The 17865-nt window shown below is 44.6% G+C and carries 17 protein-coding genes; 15 read left to right on the top strand and 2 right to left on the bottom strand.

Annotated elements, in window-relative coordinates; translation table 11 throughout:
- Positions 1-76: 76 nt before the first annotated feature.
- Entirely contained in the window at positions 77-640 is a 564-nt protein-coding gene (locus B6K08_RS10080; protein ID WP_080326078.1) for a hypothetical protein, read from the bottom strand.
- A 174-nt stretch (positions 641-814) separates the two neighbouring features.
- Here B6K08_RS10080 and B6K08_RS10075 point away from each other — a divergent pair, with 174 nt between their 5' ends.
- From B6K08_RS10075 to B6K08_RS10050, 6 genes are all read left to right on the top strand, one after another.
- A complete protein-coding gene (locus B6K08_RS10075; RefSeq protein ID WP_080326077.1) occupies positions 815-1687 on the top strand; it encodes a hypothetical protein in 873 nt (290 codons plus the stop codon).
- A gap of 33 nt (positions 1688-1720) precedes the next feature.
- Positions 1721-2662: a homoserine O-acetyltransferase MetA gene (gene metA, locus B6K08_RS10070; RefSeq protein ID WP_080326076.1), complete on the top strand. Its 942-nt coding sequence runs from the start codon at positions 1721-1723 to the stop codon at positions 2660-2662.
- Positions 2663-2744: 82 nt separating this feature from the next.
- A complete protein-coding gene (locus tag B6K08_RS10065; protein WP_080326075.1) occupies positions 2745-3458 on the top strand; it encodes a hypothetical protein in 714 nt (237 codons plus the stop codon).
- A 48-nt stretch (positions 3459-3506) separates the two neighbouring features.
- Positions 3507-4220, top strand: a complete 714-nt coding sequence (locus B6K08_RS10060) for a DUF2225 domain-containing protein (RefSeq protein WP_080326074.1) — start codon at positions 3507-3509, stop codon at positions 4218-4220.
- A 25-nt stretch (positions 4221-4245) separates the two neighbouring features.
- Positions 4246-4917: a hypothetical protein gene (locus B6K08_RS10055; RefSeq protein WP_080326073.1), complete on the top strand. Its 672-nt coding sequence runs from the start codon at positions 4246-4248 to the stop codon at positions 4915-4917.
- Positions 4918-4957: 40 nt separating this feature from the next.
- A complete protein-coding gene (locus tag B6K08_RS10050) occupies positions 4958-6616 on the top strand; it encodes a DUF4127 family protein (protein ID WP_234985345.1) in 1659 nt (552 codons plus the stop codon).
- 91 nt (positions 6617-6707) lie between these two features.
- Here B6K08_RS10050 and serC read toward each other — a convergent pair whose 3' ends face one another.
- On the bottom strand, positions 6708-7799 hold the full coding sequence (gene serC / locus B6K08_RS10045; RefSeq protein ID WP_027397598.1) for a 3-phosphoserine/phosphohydroxythreonine transaminase: 1092 nt from the start codon (positions 7797-7799) through the stop codon (positions 6708-6710).
- A gap of 208 nt (positions 7800-8007) precedes the next feature.
- Here serC and serA point away from each other — a divergent pair, with 208 nt between their 5' ends.
- From serA to B6K08_RS10000, 9 genes are all read left to right on the top strand, one after another.
- The gene (serA, locus tag B6K08_RS10040; protein WP_080326071.1) at positions 8008-9588 is read left to right on the top strand and encodes a phosphoglycerate dehydrogenase; all 1581 of its coding nucleotides are present in this window, start codon (positions 8008-8010) and stop codon (positions 9586-9588) included.
- Positions 9589-9726: 138 nt separating this feature from the next.
- Positions 9727-10179 carry a YaaR family protein gene (locus tag B6K08_RS10035; RefSeq protein ID WP_027397596.1) on the top strand — a complete coding sequence of 151 codons (453 nt, stop codon included), beginning with the start codon at positions 9727-9729 and terminating at the stop codon, positions 10177-10179.
- A complete protein-coding gene (holB, locus tag B6K08_RS10030; RefSeq protein ID WP_080326069.1) occupies positions 10179-11198 on the top strand; it encodes a DNA polymerase III subunit delta' in 1020 nt (339 codons plus the stop codon). Before B6K08_RS10035 ends, holB begins: the two co-directional genes overlap by 1 nt.
- 1 nt (position 11199) lies before the next feature.
- Positions 11200-12027 (top strand): PSP1 domain-containing protein, encoded by an 828-nt coding sequence (locus B6K08_RS10025; RefSeq protein WP_080326068.1) that lies wholly within the window; start codon positions 11200-11202, stop codon positions 12025-12027.
- Entirely contained in the window at positions 12017-12790 is a 774-nt protein-coding gene (locus tag B6K08_RS10020; protein WP_234985344.1) for a tRNA1(Val) (adenine(37)-N6)-methyltransferase, read from the top strand. Before B6K08_RS10025 ends, B6K08_RS10020 begins: the two co-directional genes overlap by 11 nt.
- A 20-nt stretch (positions 12791-12810) precedes the next feature.
- A complete protein-coding gene (gene rsmI / locus B6K08_RS10015) occupies positions 12811-13737 on the top strand; it encodes a 16S rRNA (cytidine(1402)-2'-O)-methyltransferase (RefSeq protein WP_080326067.1) in 927 nt (308 codons plus the stop codon).
- A 22-nt stretch (positions 13738-13759) separates the two neighbouring features.
- Positions 13760-15706 (top strand): methionine--tRNA ligase, encoded by a 1947-nt coding sequence (gene metG / locus B6K08_RS10010; RefSeq protein ID WP_080326066.1) that lies wholly within the window; start codon positions 13760-13762, stop codon positions 15704-15706.
- Positions 15707-16036: 330 nt separating this feature from the next.
- Positions 16037-16822, top strand: a complete 786-nt coding sequence (locus B6K08_RS10005; RefSeq protein ID WP_080326065.1) for a TatD family hydrolase — start codon at positions 16037-16039, stop codon at positions 16820-16822.
- Between the two features lie 188 nt (positions 16823-17010).
- On the top strand, positions 17011-17778 hold the full coding sequence (locus tag B6K08_RS10000; RefSeq protein ID WP_080326064.1) for a G5 and 3D domain-containing protein: 768 nt from the start codon (positions 17011-17013) through the stop codon (positions 17776-17778).
- Positions 17779-17865: the final 87 nt, after the last annotated feature.

The following is a 17865-nucleotide window of genomic DNA, read 5'->3' as shown; positions in this document are numbered from 1 at the left end:
CCTCCTTGTGCAGCAGCTTTTTGCGTTTCGTTTAAGTGTTTAGGGCTTAAATTCATATTTTGCTTTAATCCAATATTTAGTTCAAAACAGGTGGGGCAGGGATATTCATCTCCACGGTCTGCTTAATAAGGGCCTTGTCACTCATATCCTTGGAGCTGTGGTTTTTCCACACCCGCTGGAGGGTGGTAACGAAGGCACCAGGAGAAATGGAGCTTTCCAGCTGCTCCTGAACCTTTTTCTGGAGCATTTCATGGAAAGGCTGGTCCAAGGTTATGGTACGCTGGGCCAGAAGAATCTGCAAATTTGTATCCACCAGATAAAGGTGCATAACGGGATCATCCAAGTCGGCGATGCATGGCTTCATGCCCGGTGGCAGCAGATGGATGCCCAGAGGGGAATCTCCCCAGCCCTCTTTAAAGATGCCGTCAATTTTATAGAGGAAGAACACAATGCCCTCATCCTCAAACAGTCCCAGCTCCATGGCACCGGTGCGGAAGGCTTCGGTGGCAATCACATCTGTATGGCTCAGCTGCAGAATGAACATGGCACCGTTGGAATCAATCTGAAACAGTCCGCCGTCACCCTGATTATGGATAGGCAGCGGAAATTTTTCCCCCACCTGAAAATTTGTATAATTCATGGCTATACCCCCTATATTACTGAAAAGAAGTTTATCATATCCGGGAATATCCCACAAGGTTACGTTGGTTATCTGTAAAAAATTACCATTTTATGATAAAATATATACTGCTGAAGTATTTGTATCTCTTTATTCGTTTTTGAATTTAAGGGGATGATGAAGGAGTGATATATTATGATACGCCGATTCATAGCCAGCTTAGTTTTTATGTGCAGCCTCATGATGATGTTTGCTGTGGGTTATGCTGCCAATGATAGTGCAGAATGGTATTGGATTTCCTCCGATGATAAATACAGTAAGTTTTATGCCCCCGGTAAGGTGCAGGTGCTGCGCTCCTTTGGAAATATTGCGGTACAGATAAGTGCCTGGACCAAGACCACCTACAGTCCTGCGGGGGCTCAGGAGACACTTAATAATTACGGTATTAAGGATATTACCCCTGGGCAGCTGGCCTACAGTCTGGCTGAGGTGGAGGTTAATCCCCAGAACCGTACACTGGCCTATTTGAACGAGTCCTTTTACGATAAGGATGACAACAAGCTGTGGGAGAAGGTGTACAGCCCGGTTCGCCCAAAGGAAATGAATTCCCAGGAGTTTGATGAGGATTTCTATTGTTATATTGTGGACAGCATTTTCAGCCAGGGAGAAAATGAGCGCCGTAAGGCAGATGATCGTTGGCTCCAATTGTGGCAGGATGCCCCTAATGGCGGCGGTGTGGTTTACAGTATGGCAGATACATCCACCATGCGTCTGAAGGGTCAGAATATTATTTTTTGGGAATGGCAGGAGAAAAAGTCTTCTGCCAGCGAGGTGGAAAGTATTATCTTCCAGAAAAAGGCCGTAAATATTCCAATGTATACGGAAAAAGTGATTCGGGTTATGACCTGGAATGCCACCACTGGCTGGAAGGATATAACCAACACCACTGATGGTATGTACCATGTGATTGAGGCTGGTACCAACAGTGAAAAGGCCCTTAAAGCTCTCAAGGCTTATGAGGGCGGGCATGAAAGCTGGGTAAAGCGTTATAGCTTGGACAATGAATGACCGGCTTTCATAAATAGTTTTTGAGGTGATTTCGTGCCAATAAAGATACCGAATAACCTTCCAGCAACGAAGATTCTGGAGGGGGAAAATATTTTCGTTATGGATTCTGACCGTGCATACAGTCAGGATATACGACCACTGAAGTTATTGATTTTAAATCTTATGCCCATAAAGCAGGTGACGGAGACTCAGCTGCTGCGCCTGTTGGGTAACACCCCGCTTCAGGTGGAGGTGGATTTTATCTATACCGAGTCATACATGCCTACTCATACCACAACGGATTATTTAACTGAGTTTTATGGTACCTTTGCAGAGGTTCGTCATAAAAAATACGATGGATTTATTATAACCGGTGCCCCGGTGGAGCAGATGCCCTTTGAGGATGTGGCCTACTGGGAGGAGGTTGCGGAAATCATGGAGTGGAGCAAGTCCCATGCCTATTCCACCTTCCATATTTGCTGGGGAGCCCAGGCCGGGTTATATTACCATTATGGTATAAAAAAATATGATGTGGCACCGAAGATTTTCGGGGTATATAAGCATCACCTTTGTGTGGAGAATGAACGACTTTTCCGTGGCTTTGACGATGAGTTCTATGTTCCTCATTCCCGTCATACGGAGGTACGCAAGAAAGATATTGAACGGATTCCTGAGTTGACCATTATGGCTGAGTCCGACGAGGAGGCCGGAGTTTATGCCATTGCCAATCTGGATAAGCGTCAGTTCTTTATCACGGGCCATGCGGAGTATGATCCGTTGTCTTTGAAGGCAGAGTATGACCGGGATATGGCTGCGGGAATGCCAAATGTGAATGTACCATTAAATTATTATCCCGATGATGACCCTACCAAGCCACCTATTGTAAGATGGCGTTCGGTGGCCAATCTGCTTTTTGCCAACTGGCTTAACTATTATGTATATCAGGAGACTCCATATGAACTGGATACCCTTACTCCGTCGGATGACAGGGTTTAAGGGGGGCATTTTTTCATAAGCTTTTCATTTTGACGAGTTAAAGTAAACTTTTGAAGATGTATATATGGAGGCATATTTTGTTATGAAAAAGTCTGTAGTTATCTTATTTGCAATTCTGTGTACCTTGTGGACAGCTGTGGCTAGTGCCAGCCCACATATGGATGAATCAATATTTAAGTGGGTCCAGTCTTCTGCAAGGTGCGATTATTTCTTTAATATGCAGCAGATTTGCTATGGTAAGGATGATAAGGGAAATATCGATTTCAACAAGTTGGTCGTACCAGTAATAAAAATATACGACTATCTTATGATTGACGATGTTGTTTCTAAGCGCCGCTGGAACGGTAACTCCGTGGAGGGATTTAGCGATTTGGTAGGTGCTGCAGAGTATTATGAAATTAATCTTCAGGATATGACTGTTTATTTTAAGCAACAGGATTTCCTTGATTCCACCTTTACTGCATTGGCAGGAAATAGACCTGACCGCACCGTAAAGCTGGATACCCTCTCAGAAAAGAGCTTTGACCGTATGTTTTACAACAGAATCATTGATTATGCCATGCGCAATAGGGTGAAGTTGGCTCTACGGAGCAACAAGAATGCTGAAAGTGAGCTTTTGGCCAAAATGCAGGCAGAACAGGATGAATACAGGGCTCAAAACAAGGCTACTGATTCCCGGGACAATGAGGAACTGAACGAAGAGGATGCTGCCAAGGTTAAGGCAGCTGTTGAGGCTCAGAATAAAGATAATAAAAAGGAAAAAAGTAGGAAGGTCAAGAAAGAAGACGATGAGTAAGACATAGTCGGATGTTTTGTGTGACTGACCAAATGAGGGATGATGAGTATGTCAAATGAATTTACTTTTGTGGTGGAGAAGAAATGCCCTGTCTGCGGCAAGGAAACAAGAGTTGTAAAGGTTAAATCCAGACTGATGATTTCTCGTACAGATGATGATTATTGCAACCATTATCGGGATTTTAATCCTTATTATTACACTATCTGGGTGTGCGAGCATTGCGGCTTTGCTGCAGATGAAAAGCATTTTTTGATGCCGCTGCCTGAAAGGCATCGTGATTTAATGGCAAAATTCCTGCACGACAGGCGGGTGCGGTTTATCTTTTCACCAGAAAGAGGTTTGCCTGAGGCTATTGCTTCCTATCAGCTGGCTATTTATTGTGCTGAGGCTATTCAGGCGCCAGCATCCCGGGTTGGTGGTCTGTCGCTGCGTTTGGCTTGGGTGTTCCGCACCATGGGTATTAAGGATCAGGAGATGGAATGGACACGAAAGGCTGTACAGTTATATGAGCGTGCGCTTATGACAGAGCGCTTCCCAGTTGAGAGCCTCTCCGATAATATGGTGATGTATCTTTTGGCAACGATGTTTAATCGTCTTGGTGATCGGGAGCATTGTACCCAGTATTTGGGCAGAATGATTAATGACAAAGAGCTTAAGATAAGTGACAACAAGCTTTATAATGATGCCCGCAAGCTGTGGCAGGACATTCGTGCTGAAGAGGCTGAGCTGCAGAATGCCATGGAAGCTTCTGCAAAAAAGTAATTTGATAATTAAGGGATGACCAATAATGGATTTACCTGTAGCTATAATAGAAGCTGCACAGAATATTGACTGGGGTCAGGTTTCGGAAGTTATAGAGGACTACGGCCCGGTGGTTCAGGTGATACAGCATACCTGGAGTCATCAGTCACTGATGGACATTATGAATGGCAGTATTTCTGTACCAGATTCTGTTATTAATGATGCTTTGGAGCATCGTTTAAGCAACGGCGACTATAATGTAAAAGCTATGACGGTTGCTTCCCATGAAAACGGGAAGATAGATATTAAAGCAGATACCAAAAAACTGGGACGTATTGAGGTTTCCGGTACTATTGAGGAAATGGTCCATAATATGGATGATTCTCATGTTACCTTCAAGGTGAAGGAAAGAGCCCTGAAGGATCACGGCTTGGCCTCGTGGTTTATTTCGCGTATGTCCCTGTCAATGGTGCAGAATATCTTTGGCAAGATTGAAGTGGAGGATATTCCAACCACCATTAAGGGCAATCAGGTGACTGTGGATTTAAAGCCAGTACTGGAAAATACAGAGCTGGCCACTACAGAGCTTAGGGGCCATCGCCTGTTGGATTTGTTTAGAGTTGAGTCAGCCACTCCCCACGAAGGGTATATTACCGTTAAGACCAAGGTGGATGTACCTGACGATGTTAAGGAAATGGCGTTAAATGTTTTGCGTTGATAAGAGTGTTTAATGTAGAGAGAATATGAAAAAATTATTTGTGTTATTTATATGCCTTATATGTCTGTTTGGGGCAACAGACACTACGGATGCCAAGAAGGTAAATAACAGCACATCCAAGGGCAAAATCGTATTTATTCCACATGATAACAGACCAGTATCAGATGAGATGGCGGCTGATACCATCAGAAAGCTGGGCTATGAGGTGATAGTACCTCCCGATGACCTTTTGGGCAATAAGGATAATATGGGGAACCCAGAAAATCTTTGGATGTGGCTGGAAAAAAATACAACAGTAAAGAGAAGCCCAAGTAAACTTGAGCAGAAGCGTTTTCATACCGGCGGTAAGATTTGGGGTCTGGATCCTGAAATTAAGGCCATTGTAATTTCTGCTGACAGCATGATCTACGGTAGTTTGGTCAGCTCCAGAAAGCACGATATTACAGAACGAAAGCTGAAGGAAAGAGTGGCAAATTTTGCCGATTATAAGTATCGCCATGATGATGCCAAGCTTTACGTATTTTCTTCTGTAATGAGAACACCTACCTCTGGGGAAAATTCCGGTTCCCAGGAGCCAGAGTATTACAAGGCCTACGGCTATGACATTTTCCGCTATACGGCCCTAAAGGACAAGGCTGATGCCAAGGGCCTCACCTCCAGGGAGAAGAAGGAACTGGAATTTCTGATGGAGCTCATTCCTTCTGCTTATCTTAGGGATTGGGATAATCGTCGTGGCAAGAACTATCGCGTAAATGAAGGACTGATAGATTTGGCCGCTAAGGGCAAATTTGAATGTCTTGCTTTGGGAAGGGATGATAATGCAGCCTGGTCACAGACCCACATGGAGGCACGTCATCTCAGGGATTACACCCAGAAGAAGAGCGCTGAAACGGTACAGAACATTGCTGGCATAGATGAGCTGGGACTGCTGCTTTTGACCAGAGCGGTGAATGCAATTGAGAAAAAGCAGCCAGTTGTTACAGCTGATTATAATTGGGGCAGTGGCAAATATCTTATTCCTGCCTATTCAGATGAACCTGTGGATACCACGGTGCGTGCCCAGGTACAGCTATTGGGCGGCCAATATGTGGATAACGGGAAAAATGTGGACTTGCTGTTGATGGTGAACACAAACCCTACAGGAGCAAATCTGGGTGCCAACTGGTACAGCAACAATAAAAAGATTCGTCCTGATGTGAAAACCTTTGTCTCCTATATGGAGCGGGCCATTAATCGGGGAGAACCAGTGGGGGTTGCGGACGTTTCCTTTGTAAATGGCTCTGATAATTCCCTTATGGAGGAATTACGGGATAAGGATATGCTTTATAAGCTCCAGTCCTATTCTGGTTGGAATACCCCAACCAACAGTATTGGCTATGCCCTGGCTCAGGGCGTACTGGCCAAGGATATGAAAAAGGCGGATAAGGATGAGCTCCTTACCATTCGTTATTTGGATGATTGGCTGTATCAGGCAAATATTCGTCAGATGGTAAGCCGTCAGCTTTCATGGTTTAAGGAGGGCGGCGTGTATTCTGAGTTGGGATCAGACAAGGCACAGGTGGAGCTGAGAGCTACTTCCCTCATGCATACCTTTGCCGTGGACAACCTGCCTGCAAGCAAAAGTGATTTTATCAAGAAAATAAGGGTATCCTGCCCATGGAACAGACTCTTTGAGGCTAAAATCAGCCCTGAAAAATAATAAAGACATATTAGATAATACAAAAGCCAGCGACCTTCGCTAAGATGAAGGAAGCTGGCTTATTTTGTTATAGCTTTATATGGTCTTTATATTACTTATTTGCTTTCTGGAATTTCTCCATGAAGTCTGCCAATTTTTCGCAGCCCTCATAAGGCATGGCATTGTAGATGGAGGTGCGCATACCACCTACGCTGCGGTGACCCTTTACACCACTAAGGCCATTTTCAAGAGCTTCAGCTACGAATTTTTTCTCCAGCTCTTCACTAGGAAGTCTGAAGGTTACGTTCATAAAGGAGCGGCTATCCTTATCTGCGTGGCCCTTGTAGAAGCCGTCACTGCTATCGATTACACCGTATACCAGATCTGCCTTTTTCTTGTTGACCTTGGCAAGAGCCTCAAGACCGCCCTGGGCCTTAATCCATTTTGCAGTCTTGCCCACCATGTAAATACAGAAGGCTGGTGGAGTGTTATAAAGTGAGTTCTTGTTGTAGAAGGTGTCATAGCGCAGCATGCTAGGCAGAGCCTCAGGACTCTTTTCCAGCATGGACTTTCTGGCTACCACTAATACAACACCTGCAGGTCCAAGATTTTTCTGAACGCCGGCATAGATGAAGCTGAACTTTTTAAAGTCCAGTGGACGGGAAAGAATGTCAGAGGACATATCGGCAATCAAAGGTACATCTCCGGTTTCAGGAATATAGTGGTACTCAGTGCCGTAGATGGTGTTGTTGTAGCAGAGATGGAGATAAGCTGCATCGTCACTCATTTTTATCTCATCCTGGGTAGGAATGTGCTTATAATCTACATCCTTACTGGAGGCAGCAGAATAGCCCACACCTAAAATCTGTGCTTCCTTGAACGCCTTGGAAGCGAAGCTGCCGGATTGAACGTAATTGCCACGTTTTTCCTTTGTGGCAAAATTCATAGGAATCATGGCGAACTGTAGGCTGGCTCCACCCTGGATGAACAATACTTCATAGTCATCACCTAAGCCCATCAGATCCTTGATATCTGCCTTGGCCTGATTATGAACCTCGTCATAGGCCTTGGCACGGTGGCTGATTTCCAATATGGACATGCCGGTATTCTGAAAATTTAAAAACTCTGCCTGAGCTTCCTTTAAAACCTCCAAGGGTAACATTGAAGGGCCAGGATTAAAGTTATAGATACGATTTGCTTCCATGGGACAACCTCCTAAAAAGTATAAGAATTTTTAAAACGTCTATTTTTTAATTTTACATCAGAGTTTGGAAAAGGGTCAAGAAAGATTAAAACTTTGTTACAAAAAGTTTTGCTCCAGAATACACTTGATTTTTTAGTGTAAATAAAATAAGATGTAAGACAGAGTGAAATCAGTATATATTTTATCTTAATATTACAGGAGGCTTACCATGAAAGTATTAATTGCAGACGGCGTATCTCAGATGGCCGTTGATATTCTTAAGGACGATTTTGAATGTGTTATTAAGGATAAGCTGCCGGCTGAGGAACTTTTACAGATTATTCCGGAGTTTGACGCTCTGATTGTACGCTCTGCCTCCAAGGTTACTGCAGAGGTTATCGATGCGGCAACTAATCTGAAGATTATAGGACGTGCAGGTGTAGGTGTGGATAACATTGATGTTCCAGCAGCAACTGCCAGAGGTATTATCGTTATTAACTCTCCAGGTGGTAATACCAATGCAGCAACCGAGCATACATGTGCTATGATGTTGTCTATGGCCCGTAATATTCCAATAGCCAATGAGACACTGCAGAAGGGCGAGTGGAATCGCAAGCAGTATACTGGCGTGGAGCTTAAGGATAAGACTTTGGGCGTTATCGGTATGGGACGTATCGGCAGCGGTGTGGCCAAGCGTGCACTGGCCTTTGAGATGAAGGTTATTGGCTACGATCCTTACATAAATGAAGAACGTGCCAAGGATATGGGCATTGAGGTAGGTACCTTTGAGGATGTCATTGCCAAGTCCGATTTTATTACTGTGCACATGCCTCTTACGGATTCCACACGTGGAATGATTAATAAAGAGGTAATGTATAAGATGAAGAAGGGGGTTCGCCTCATTAACTGTGCCCGTGGTGGCATTATTGTTGAGGAAGACCTTAGGGATGCTGTTCTTGACGGTCAGGTGGCCGGAGCAGCAGTGGATGTTTTTACCAGTGAACCAATTCCAGCAGATCATCCACTTTTGGGCGTAAAGAATATCTTTGTCACTCCTCATCTTGGGGCTTCCACTGTTGAGGCTCAGGTGGGTGTGGCTGTGGATGTGGCCCAGGGAATTAAAGCAGCTCTTCATGGTGATCCGGTTATGACAGCCGTTAATATGGCTCCGGTATCCAAGTCTGTAATGCAGGTGATTGCACCTTATTTCGATTTAGCAGAGCGTCTGGGGTGTGCAGCCCGTGCTTTGGTAGAGGGCGGCATCAAGAAGCTGGATGTTACATATAATGGCGAAATTGCTGATGTAAGCACCCGTATGATTACAACAGCTGTCTTAAAGGGAATTTTGAGTGCTGAGTTGGATGATGTGGTAAACTTTGTCAATGCTCCTGGTTTGGCAAAGGAGCGCAATATTAAAGTCAGCGAGGTTAAGAACAAGAATACGGAGCGTTTTGCCAATACTGTTACAGTTACTGTTACTGCCAGCAAGAATCAGGCTGTCAGCATTCAGGGTACTCTCTTTGGTGACAAGGCACGTATTGTACAGATTAATGATAATAGAGTGGATGTGGCTCCTCGTCGTTGTCTGCTTTTATGCCCTCATAATAACCGTCCTGGCGTTATCGGACAGGTGGGTTCTATTATGGGCGCAGCTGGTGTTAATATCTCTGGCATGCAGGTTTCTACCACCTCCAAGGAGGACGTAAATCTGATGATTCTTACCCTGGACAGCGAAGTACCGGCTGATGTACTTAAGCTCATCACCTCTATGGAAGAAATATACGATGCAAAGATGATTATGTTTAAGTAAAAAGGATAGTTGAATTTTTACAGGGGTTAAGGAACTTAGCCCCTGTTTTTTATTGCCATGCACCCTGAAACTAAGCTATAATTATACTAGGTATGTGTACTCATAATTGTTGTTTTCTACATTTAGGGATGACAGGTGATAAATATGAAAATAGAAGGCTTAGGAACTAGAGGAACAATGCCTGCCATGGGTAGCAGCTCCAACAGAAAAGCCAATGCCATGGAGTCTGATTTTTCCTCTGAGTTCGAGGATCAGCGAAGCAGTGCTTCCCATGAACAGCTACAGCGTCTTCTTGATCAGATTGATGAGCAGGGTGCCAAACTTACCAAGACCCCAACCTATGATGAGCTTATTGAATATCGCAGCCTCATCAAAAATTTCGTGGGCACTGTGGTAAGCCAGATGTATGATGTAAGCACTCAGTCCGGTTGGGACCGCATGGGCCGTCAGAAGGTGTACACCACAGTACGAAAGATTGATACTGAGCTGGAAAACATGGCGGAGAAAATTCGTCTGGGCCAGTCGGATCAGCTTGATGTGGTGGCTAGTCATGATGCTATTCGTGGTATGCTGGTAGATTTATATATGTAATGAATATTTCTTGGGATAATATTACAGGTCACAAATCAAATATTGAGCGTTTGAAAACCCTTTGCAGGGAAGATATGGTGCCCCATTCCATGTTGTTTTGCGGCATTGATGGTATAGGTAAGAAGCTGGCTGCCCAGGCTATGGCAGCCACTCTTTTATGCCATCAACCGGTGGATGGCAGTGCCTGTGGTCAGTGTCCTTCCTGTAAGGCTCTTATGGCGGGAACCCATCCTGATTTTTTCACTGTGGAGCCGGAGGTCAAAAACGGCAATGGCACTATAGTTATTGATTTAATCCGTGAAATGCAGGGGAAGATTGCCAGAGTGCCTATCATGTCCAAGGTTCGGGCGGTGATTATCGACGATGCCCAGACCATGAATGATGCGGCGGCTAATAGCCTTTTAAAGACTATCGAGGAGCCTGGAGGGCAGATTTATTTTATTTTGGTCACCAATTCTATAATGGCTCTTCTGGATACCATCATTTCCCGATGTATGCGGGAGGAATTTGCGGGATTAAGTCCTGAGGATATAAGCTCTGTACTGGTAAAACAGGGGATCCCGTTGCATCAGGCCAACTATTTGTCCACCTTTGCCGATGGCAGTATCCGTCAGGCTATGCTCCTCAATGATGAGGAAGGTGCTTCACTGCAGAAATCTGCAGTGGATTTTTTCGGGGCTTGTGCCAGTGGCGATCTGGATATGGAAAAGGTTTGGAATGAAGGTAAAAGCCTTGGTGCTATGGGGAAAAAAGACAAACTAAAGCTCAGACAATGGTTTGGCTTTTTGGCTATGGTTGTTCGTGATCAGCTGGTGCTTTATAGTGGCAGTGAGGTTACCCTTTACAATCAGACAGATATTTCAAGAATTAACATATTGACAGGACAGCTTACACAGAATCAGCTGATTGCCATATTGAAGCTGGTGCGGGAGTATCAGGGCAGACTTAGATACAGTGTCAATCCACAGCTGATGGTGGAAAGCTTTATTATAAAGGTTAAAACATTATTGGAGGATTAAGGTGCAGACAGTAGTAGGTGTTCGCTTTAAGCGGGCTGGAAAGATATATTATTTTAGTCCAGGAAAGCTGGAGATTGAAACAAATGATGATGTTATTGTGGAGACTGCCAGAGGTGTTGAGTACGGCACAGCTGTAATCGGACCAAGGGAGGTGCCGGACAGTGATGTGGTATTGCCTCTGAAGGAAGTGCTGCGCAAGGCCACCGAGGCAGACAAGAATAAGGTTATTGACAATGGCCAGAAGGAGCAGGAGGCCTTTGGTATCTGTGAGGAGAAAATCAAAGCCCATGGCCTTCCTATGAAGCTGGTGCAGGTGGAGTATACCTTTGATGTAAATAAGATAATTTTCTACTTTACAGCTGATGGACGTATCGATTTCAGGGAGCTGGTAAAGGATTTGGCTGCAGTGTTCCGCACACGTATTGAGCTCCGACAGATTGGAGTAAGGGATGAGGCCAAGCTCATGGGGGGTATCGGCTGCTGTGGTCGTTCCCTTTGCTGTCATACCTTCTTGGGAGAATTTGAGCCTGTATCCATACGTATGGCCAAGGAACAGAATTTGTCACTTAACCCTACAAAAATTTCCGGTATTTGTGGTCGCCTTATGTGCTGTCTGAAGTATGAAAATGAGTGCTACTGTGGCAAGTCTCAGAAGCGGGTTAAGGTTAAGCCACCAACTCAGGGTAGCAAGGTGGTTACAGCTGAAGGTGAGGGCAAGGTTATTAATCTCAACCAGCAACGCCGTACGGCCACCATCCTGCTGGATAACAGCAAGACTATTGTGGCCTCCTGGGAGGATGTAATCGAGAAGGACGAAGATGATATTTAATGAAGAGGGCCTTGGCGATATGGAAATAGAGCTGGGGCCTGATGAACGCTTGGATGATTTACTTTTGGGTGGCAGGAAAATAATCCAAAATACTAAGGAATTCTGCTTTTCTATTGATGCAGTGCTCCTTGCTCATTATCCCAAGTACCATAAAAACTGGCGGGTATTTGATTTGGGCACTGGTACTGGGGTGATGCCTCTTTTAATAGCCGATGAGGTTAAGGAGGTTCACGGCGTGGAGCTGAATCCAGTCATGGCAGAGCTGGCCCAGCGTAATGTAAAGCTGAATCATCTGGAGAACAAGATTACCGTCAGTCAAGGGGACTATCGCAAAATCAGAGAGCTTTATCCGCCGGAGTCCTTTGACTGTGTTATCGCAAATCCGCCATACCGACCGCTTAATCAGGGCACTTTAAGTGCTGAGGATGGTGTGGCCAGAGCACGGCATGAGATAACAGCTACCCTTGATGATGTGGTGAAGGCTGCCAGATATCTTTTGAGATTTCGCGGAAAGTTTGCCATGGTTCATCTGCCGGAGCGGCTAGGGGAAATCATTGTGGCCATGCACGAAAATCAGATAGAGGTGAAGCGGCTGCAGCTGGTACAGCCTAAGCCCGGCAAGCCTTCAAATCTTATGCTTATTGAGGGCATCGTGGGGGCAGTGCCGGGAGGCATGAAGGCAGAGCTTCCTCTTATGGTCCATAAGGAAGATGGCGGATACACTGATGAAATATTACGAATTTACAACATTAAACGGGATTAGGATAAAGGAATGACACATTTATGTCAGAGGAATGTAATAACAAAATAGGTATGCTGTATTTGTCGGCAACTCCTATTGGCAATTTGGAGGATATGACCTACAGAAGTGTGCGGATATTGGGGGAGGCGGACCTTATTGCCGCTGAGGATACACGGCATTCACGCAAGCTGCTGTCCCACTTTGATATCCATACCCCCTTGACCAGCTATCATGAACATAACAAGCTGGAAAAAGGTCCTGAATTGGTGGAGAAAATGCTGGCGGGGGATACCATAGTGTGTATCAGTGATGCAGGATTGCCAGGGATTTCTGACCCAGGAGCTCATTTGGCTATGCTGGCTATTGAAGCGGGTATTAATGTGAGCCCACTGCCGGGAGCCAATGCCGCATTGTCTGCCCTTATATGCTCCGGCCTTGATACCACCGCCTTTACCTTTTATGGCTTTTTGCCAAGGACCGGCAAAAAACGGCGGGAGTTGTTGGAACGTATTAACCAGAGTCCTGAGACTCTGATTTTTTATGAGGCGCCTCACCATTTAAAGGGAACCCTCAGTGATTTGATTAAGGCTTTGGGTCCTCAGCGTAGGGCTGTAACGGCCAGAGAGCTTACTAAGACCTTTGAGGAATTCAATCGACGAACCTTGGGGGAACTGGCAGGGTATTATGATGAACATGACCCTAAGGGTGAGTTCGTCATTATTATAGAAGGCTTCGACGCAGAAAATGAAGTCGCAGCTGAGCCGGAACAACAGCTTTCACCAGTGGAAATGGTGGCCAGGCTGGAGGCGGAAGGCATGGGACATAAGGACGCCATGCGGGAAACAGCAAAGAAGCTAGGTATCAGTCGCCGTGATGTTTATCAGGCACTGCTGAATACCTCATCCACCGCTCTTACAGAACCAGCTTCTCATTGTAGCGGTCCCCCTTCCCCGGAGGGGAAGGCTTAATAATTATAGGAGGAATTATTTCATGAGTAACAAGAGTTTTTATATAACTACCCCAATTTATTATCCAAGTGCCAAGCTGCATATTGGCCACGCATATTGCACCACTATTGCTGACGCTGTGGCACGTTTTCATCGTTTGGCCGGTGAAGATGTGTTCTTCCTTACAGGCAGCGACGAGCATGGCCAGAAAATCCAGGAAAAAGCAGAGGCAGAGGGAATTAAGCCTATTGAATACACTGATAAAATTGTGGCCGGCTTTCAGAATCTCTGGAAGCTGCTGAATATTTCCAATGATGATTTTATCCGTACCACCCAGCCTCGCCATGAGAAGGTGGTTCAGGAGATATTCCGTCGTGTTTATGCCAAGGGGGATATTTACAAGGGTTCTTACAAGGGACTGTACTGTACTCCATGTGAGAGCTTTTGGACAGAGCTTCAGCTGGATGAAAATGGCTGTTGCCCAGATTGCGGACGCCCTGTTAAGGAAGTGGCTGAGGAGGCCTACTTCTTTAAGATGTCCAGATATGCAGATAAGATTTTAAAGCACATTGAGGATAATCCTGACTTTATACAGCCAGTATCCCGTCGTAATGAGATGATTAATTTTATTAAGCAGGGGCTGGATGATCTTTGTATTTCCCGTACATCCTTTGACTGGGGGATTCCTGTGCCAATTGATGAGAAGCACGTTATTTATGTATGGTTTGATGCACTTACAAATTACCTGACACCTATTGGCTTTCTTGATGATCCGGAGAAATTTGAAAAATTCTGGCCAGCCAATATTCATCTTGTAGGCAAGGAAATCGTCCGCTTCCATTCTATTATTTGGCCTTGTATCCTTATGGCATTGGATTTACCATTGCCTAAGCAGATTTATGGCCATGGTTGGCTGGTTGTGGACGGCACAAAAATGTCCAAGTCCTTGGGCAATGTGATTGACCCTATTGAGCTGATTGAAAAATACGGTCCTGATGCTATCCGTTACTTCCTGCTCCGTGAAATCAATTTGGGACAGGATGGTAACTTCTCTGAGCTGGCGTTGGTACAGCGTATAAATGCCGATTTGGCAAATGATTTGGGCAATCTGCTCCACCGCAGCCTTAACATGGTTGGTAAGTTCCAGAATGGTGAGGTATTGGCCCCACAGGGCAAGTCTGAAATTGATGAGTCCCTTATTAGTGATGCCATGGATGCAGTAAAGGCCTTTGAGGAAGGCATGGCTGACATGAAAATCAGCAATGCAGTAAAGGCTGTATGGTCATTTATTGGCAGAGCCAATAAATATATTGATGAGACAGCTCCATGGGCTTTGGCGAAGGATGAATCCAAAAAGCAGGAGCTGGCCAATGTTATGTACAATCTCATTGAGTCTATGCGTATTATCAGCGTAATGATTGCTCCGTATATGCCTGTAACTGCTGAAAAGGTTTGGCAGCAGCTGAATATTCCTGGTGACTTCAAGGATGTACGTCTGGATGACATTAAGACTTGGGGCGGCACACCTGCGGGAATGCATATCGGTGAGGCTCAGCAGCTGTTCCCACGTATTGAGCTTGATGCGGAGGACAAGGCTCAGGCCCAGACTCCTAAGAAGGAAAAGCAGTCAAAGAAGGAAAAGGCAGAGAAAAAGCAGGAAGCTCCTGCTGATGGCTTCATTACCATCGATGATTTTGGCAAGGTGAAGCTGCAGGTGGTGGAAATTGTTGAGGCAGAGCCGGTACCAAAGGCTGATAAACTCCTGAAGCTAATCGTAGACACTGGTACTGAAAAGAGACAGGTGGTATCAGGTATTGCCAAGCATTATGAGATAAGTGAACTTATTGGCAAAAGGGTTATTCTCGTGATGAATTTAAAGCCTGCCAAGCTCCGTGGGGTAGAATCCCAGGGAATGATTCTTGCTGCAACCAAGGGCGATGAGCTGGAGGTTGTTACTGTTGATATGCCTGTAGGCAGTATTGTTCGATAAATAATTTTTATAGGGTTGCTGCTTTTTGGTGGCAACCCTTATTTATATAGTAGAGATTAATTAAAATGTGGGAACTAAAGTAAATAGGAAATAACATGAAAAAATGTTGTAACTAAAGTAAAATATAACGAGCTTTAAGATGTCCCCTTATTCTTTAAGTTGGGGAAACAAACTGCAACAGCTGGCGGGTATATCTCCCAGCTCGTTGCGACGCGAAGCTAGTCCTGTAAGGGAAACGCTAATTGGAAGATTTTTCTTATAAAGAAGAAAAATTTGAACAATGGCGTTATAAAGTTAAATTATTAAGCTTATTAGGAGAAATATATAAGGATGAAGGAAAATTATATAATTGATACACATTCACACATAAATAGTGAAAAATTTGACCAGGATAGAGGAAAAATTATTACCAACGCAAAAGAGAATGGAGTTGGAGGAATCATAAATATGGGGGATACTATGGAATCCTCCAAATGCGTTCTGCAGTTGGCTCAGGAGTATGATATTTGCTATGCAGGAGTGGGGGTTCACCCCGAGGAAGCCTTTGAGATGCAAAAGGATGATTTTGATAAGTTGGCAATTTGGACAAAAAATAATAAAGTTGTATGTATTGGCGAGATTGGATTGGATTATTATTGGGAAAAGGATGGGGACAAAAGAGCTCTGCAAAAACGTATTTTTATTCAGCAGCTGGACCTGGCCAGACAGCTGCATTTACCGGTGTGTGTACACAATCGTGATGCCCACGGTGATACCATGGAAATTCTAAAAAAAGAAGGCAAGGGAATCCGTGGAGTGATGCATTGCTTTTCAGGAAGCCTGGAAATAGCCAGAGAGCTGGTTAAAATGGACTGGTATATTGGGGTAGATGGACCGTTGACCTTCAAAAATGCCGCCAAGCTTCCGGAAATTGTAAAAGAAATTCCTCTGGAAAAAATTTTGGTGGAAACTGACTGTCCTTATATGGCACCTTCGCCCATGCGTGGAAAGAGGAATGAACCGGCTTTTGTAAGGTATGTTGCGGAAAAATTGGCTGAATTGAAGGGCATTGATTATCAGACTGTTGCAAGGCAAACTACAATTAATGCAAAGGCACTGTACACAAGGCTGAAATAGGTCTAAAAGGGCAAAAATATACTAATGTGGGAGACGGCTGTCATTTTGCAGCCGTTTTTTCATATTTTTTTCATATTTGGAGTATAATATTACCCCAAAAGTGGTGATTGTGAATTTTAAAAATTTGACAAGGCTATTTTTTGCTGATATACTTACAAACATGTTTTTAAAACAAAGGGAGGAATTTAATGAATTATGATAAGTTCCATGTCCGATGTATCCGGGATATCCGGTTCCTGATTTGCATTGGCTTACTGGCTGTGATGACAATGGTAACAGGCTTTGTGTCTCACAGGCATGTAACAATTTCAGTGGATGGTCAGCGTATCGAGCTGAGCACTCCATATCACGTTGTGGACAATATCCTTACTCAGGCTGGTGTTACCAGAAATGAAAAGGATATATACAAAGTAACTGCTGATGAAAATGGTGACGAGGTCATCCACATCAGAAGAGCTGTACCAGTTGTTGTCGAATACAAGGGCGAGCAGAAAGAATTGATTACTGCCAATGCCACTGTGGATGACATTATGATAGAGCTTGGTTATGTAGGTAACAGATATAAGATTGATAAGCCCGGAGAAACAGACGTTGTAGCTGGTATGCACATCAAGGTAACTGATGTACCAGTTGTTCCGGTAAATGTAGTAAATACCCCACAGGGGTCCATGACTTATAAGAGTCATATGAAGATGGAAGCTACAGCATATATTCCAAGTGACGGTGGCGGCAGCGGTATAACTGCTACTGGCATGGTTGCACAGCATGGAGTTATCGCTGTTGATCCAAATGTGATACCGCTGGGAAGTCGCGTGTTTATTCCAGGTTATGGAATGGCAGTAGCCGCAGATACTGGCGGAGCTATCCGAGGCAATAGAATAGACTTGTGCATGAATACTTACCGTGAGGCAATAAACTTTGGCCGTGGTGTAGTAGAGGTGTACATATTGAACTAAAACCGGAGATTGTTTCCTGAATGGAGGCAATAGAAAGCGGGGATTAGTAAGGGTAACAACGGCCTTTACTATTCCCCGCTTTCTATT

This window comes from Anaerovibrio lipolyticus DSM 3074 (assembly GCF_900141865.1).
GTDB lineage: Bacteria > Bacillota > Negativicutes > Selenomonadales > Selenomonadaceae > Anaerovibrio > Anaerovibrio lipolyticus.
This window is presented reverse-complemented; position numbering and strand designations above follow the sequence as displayed.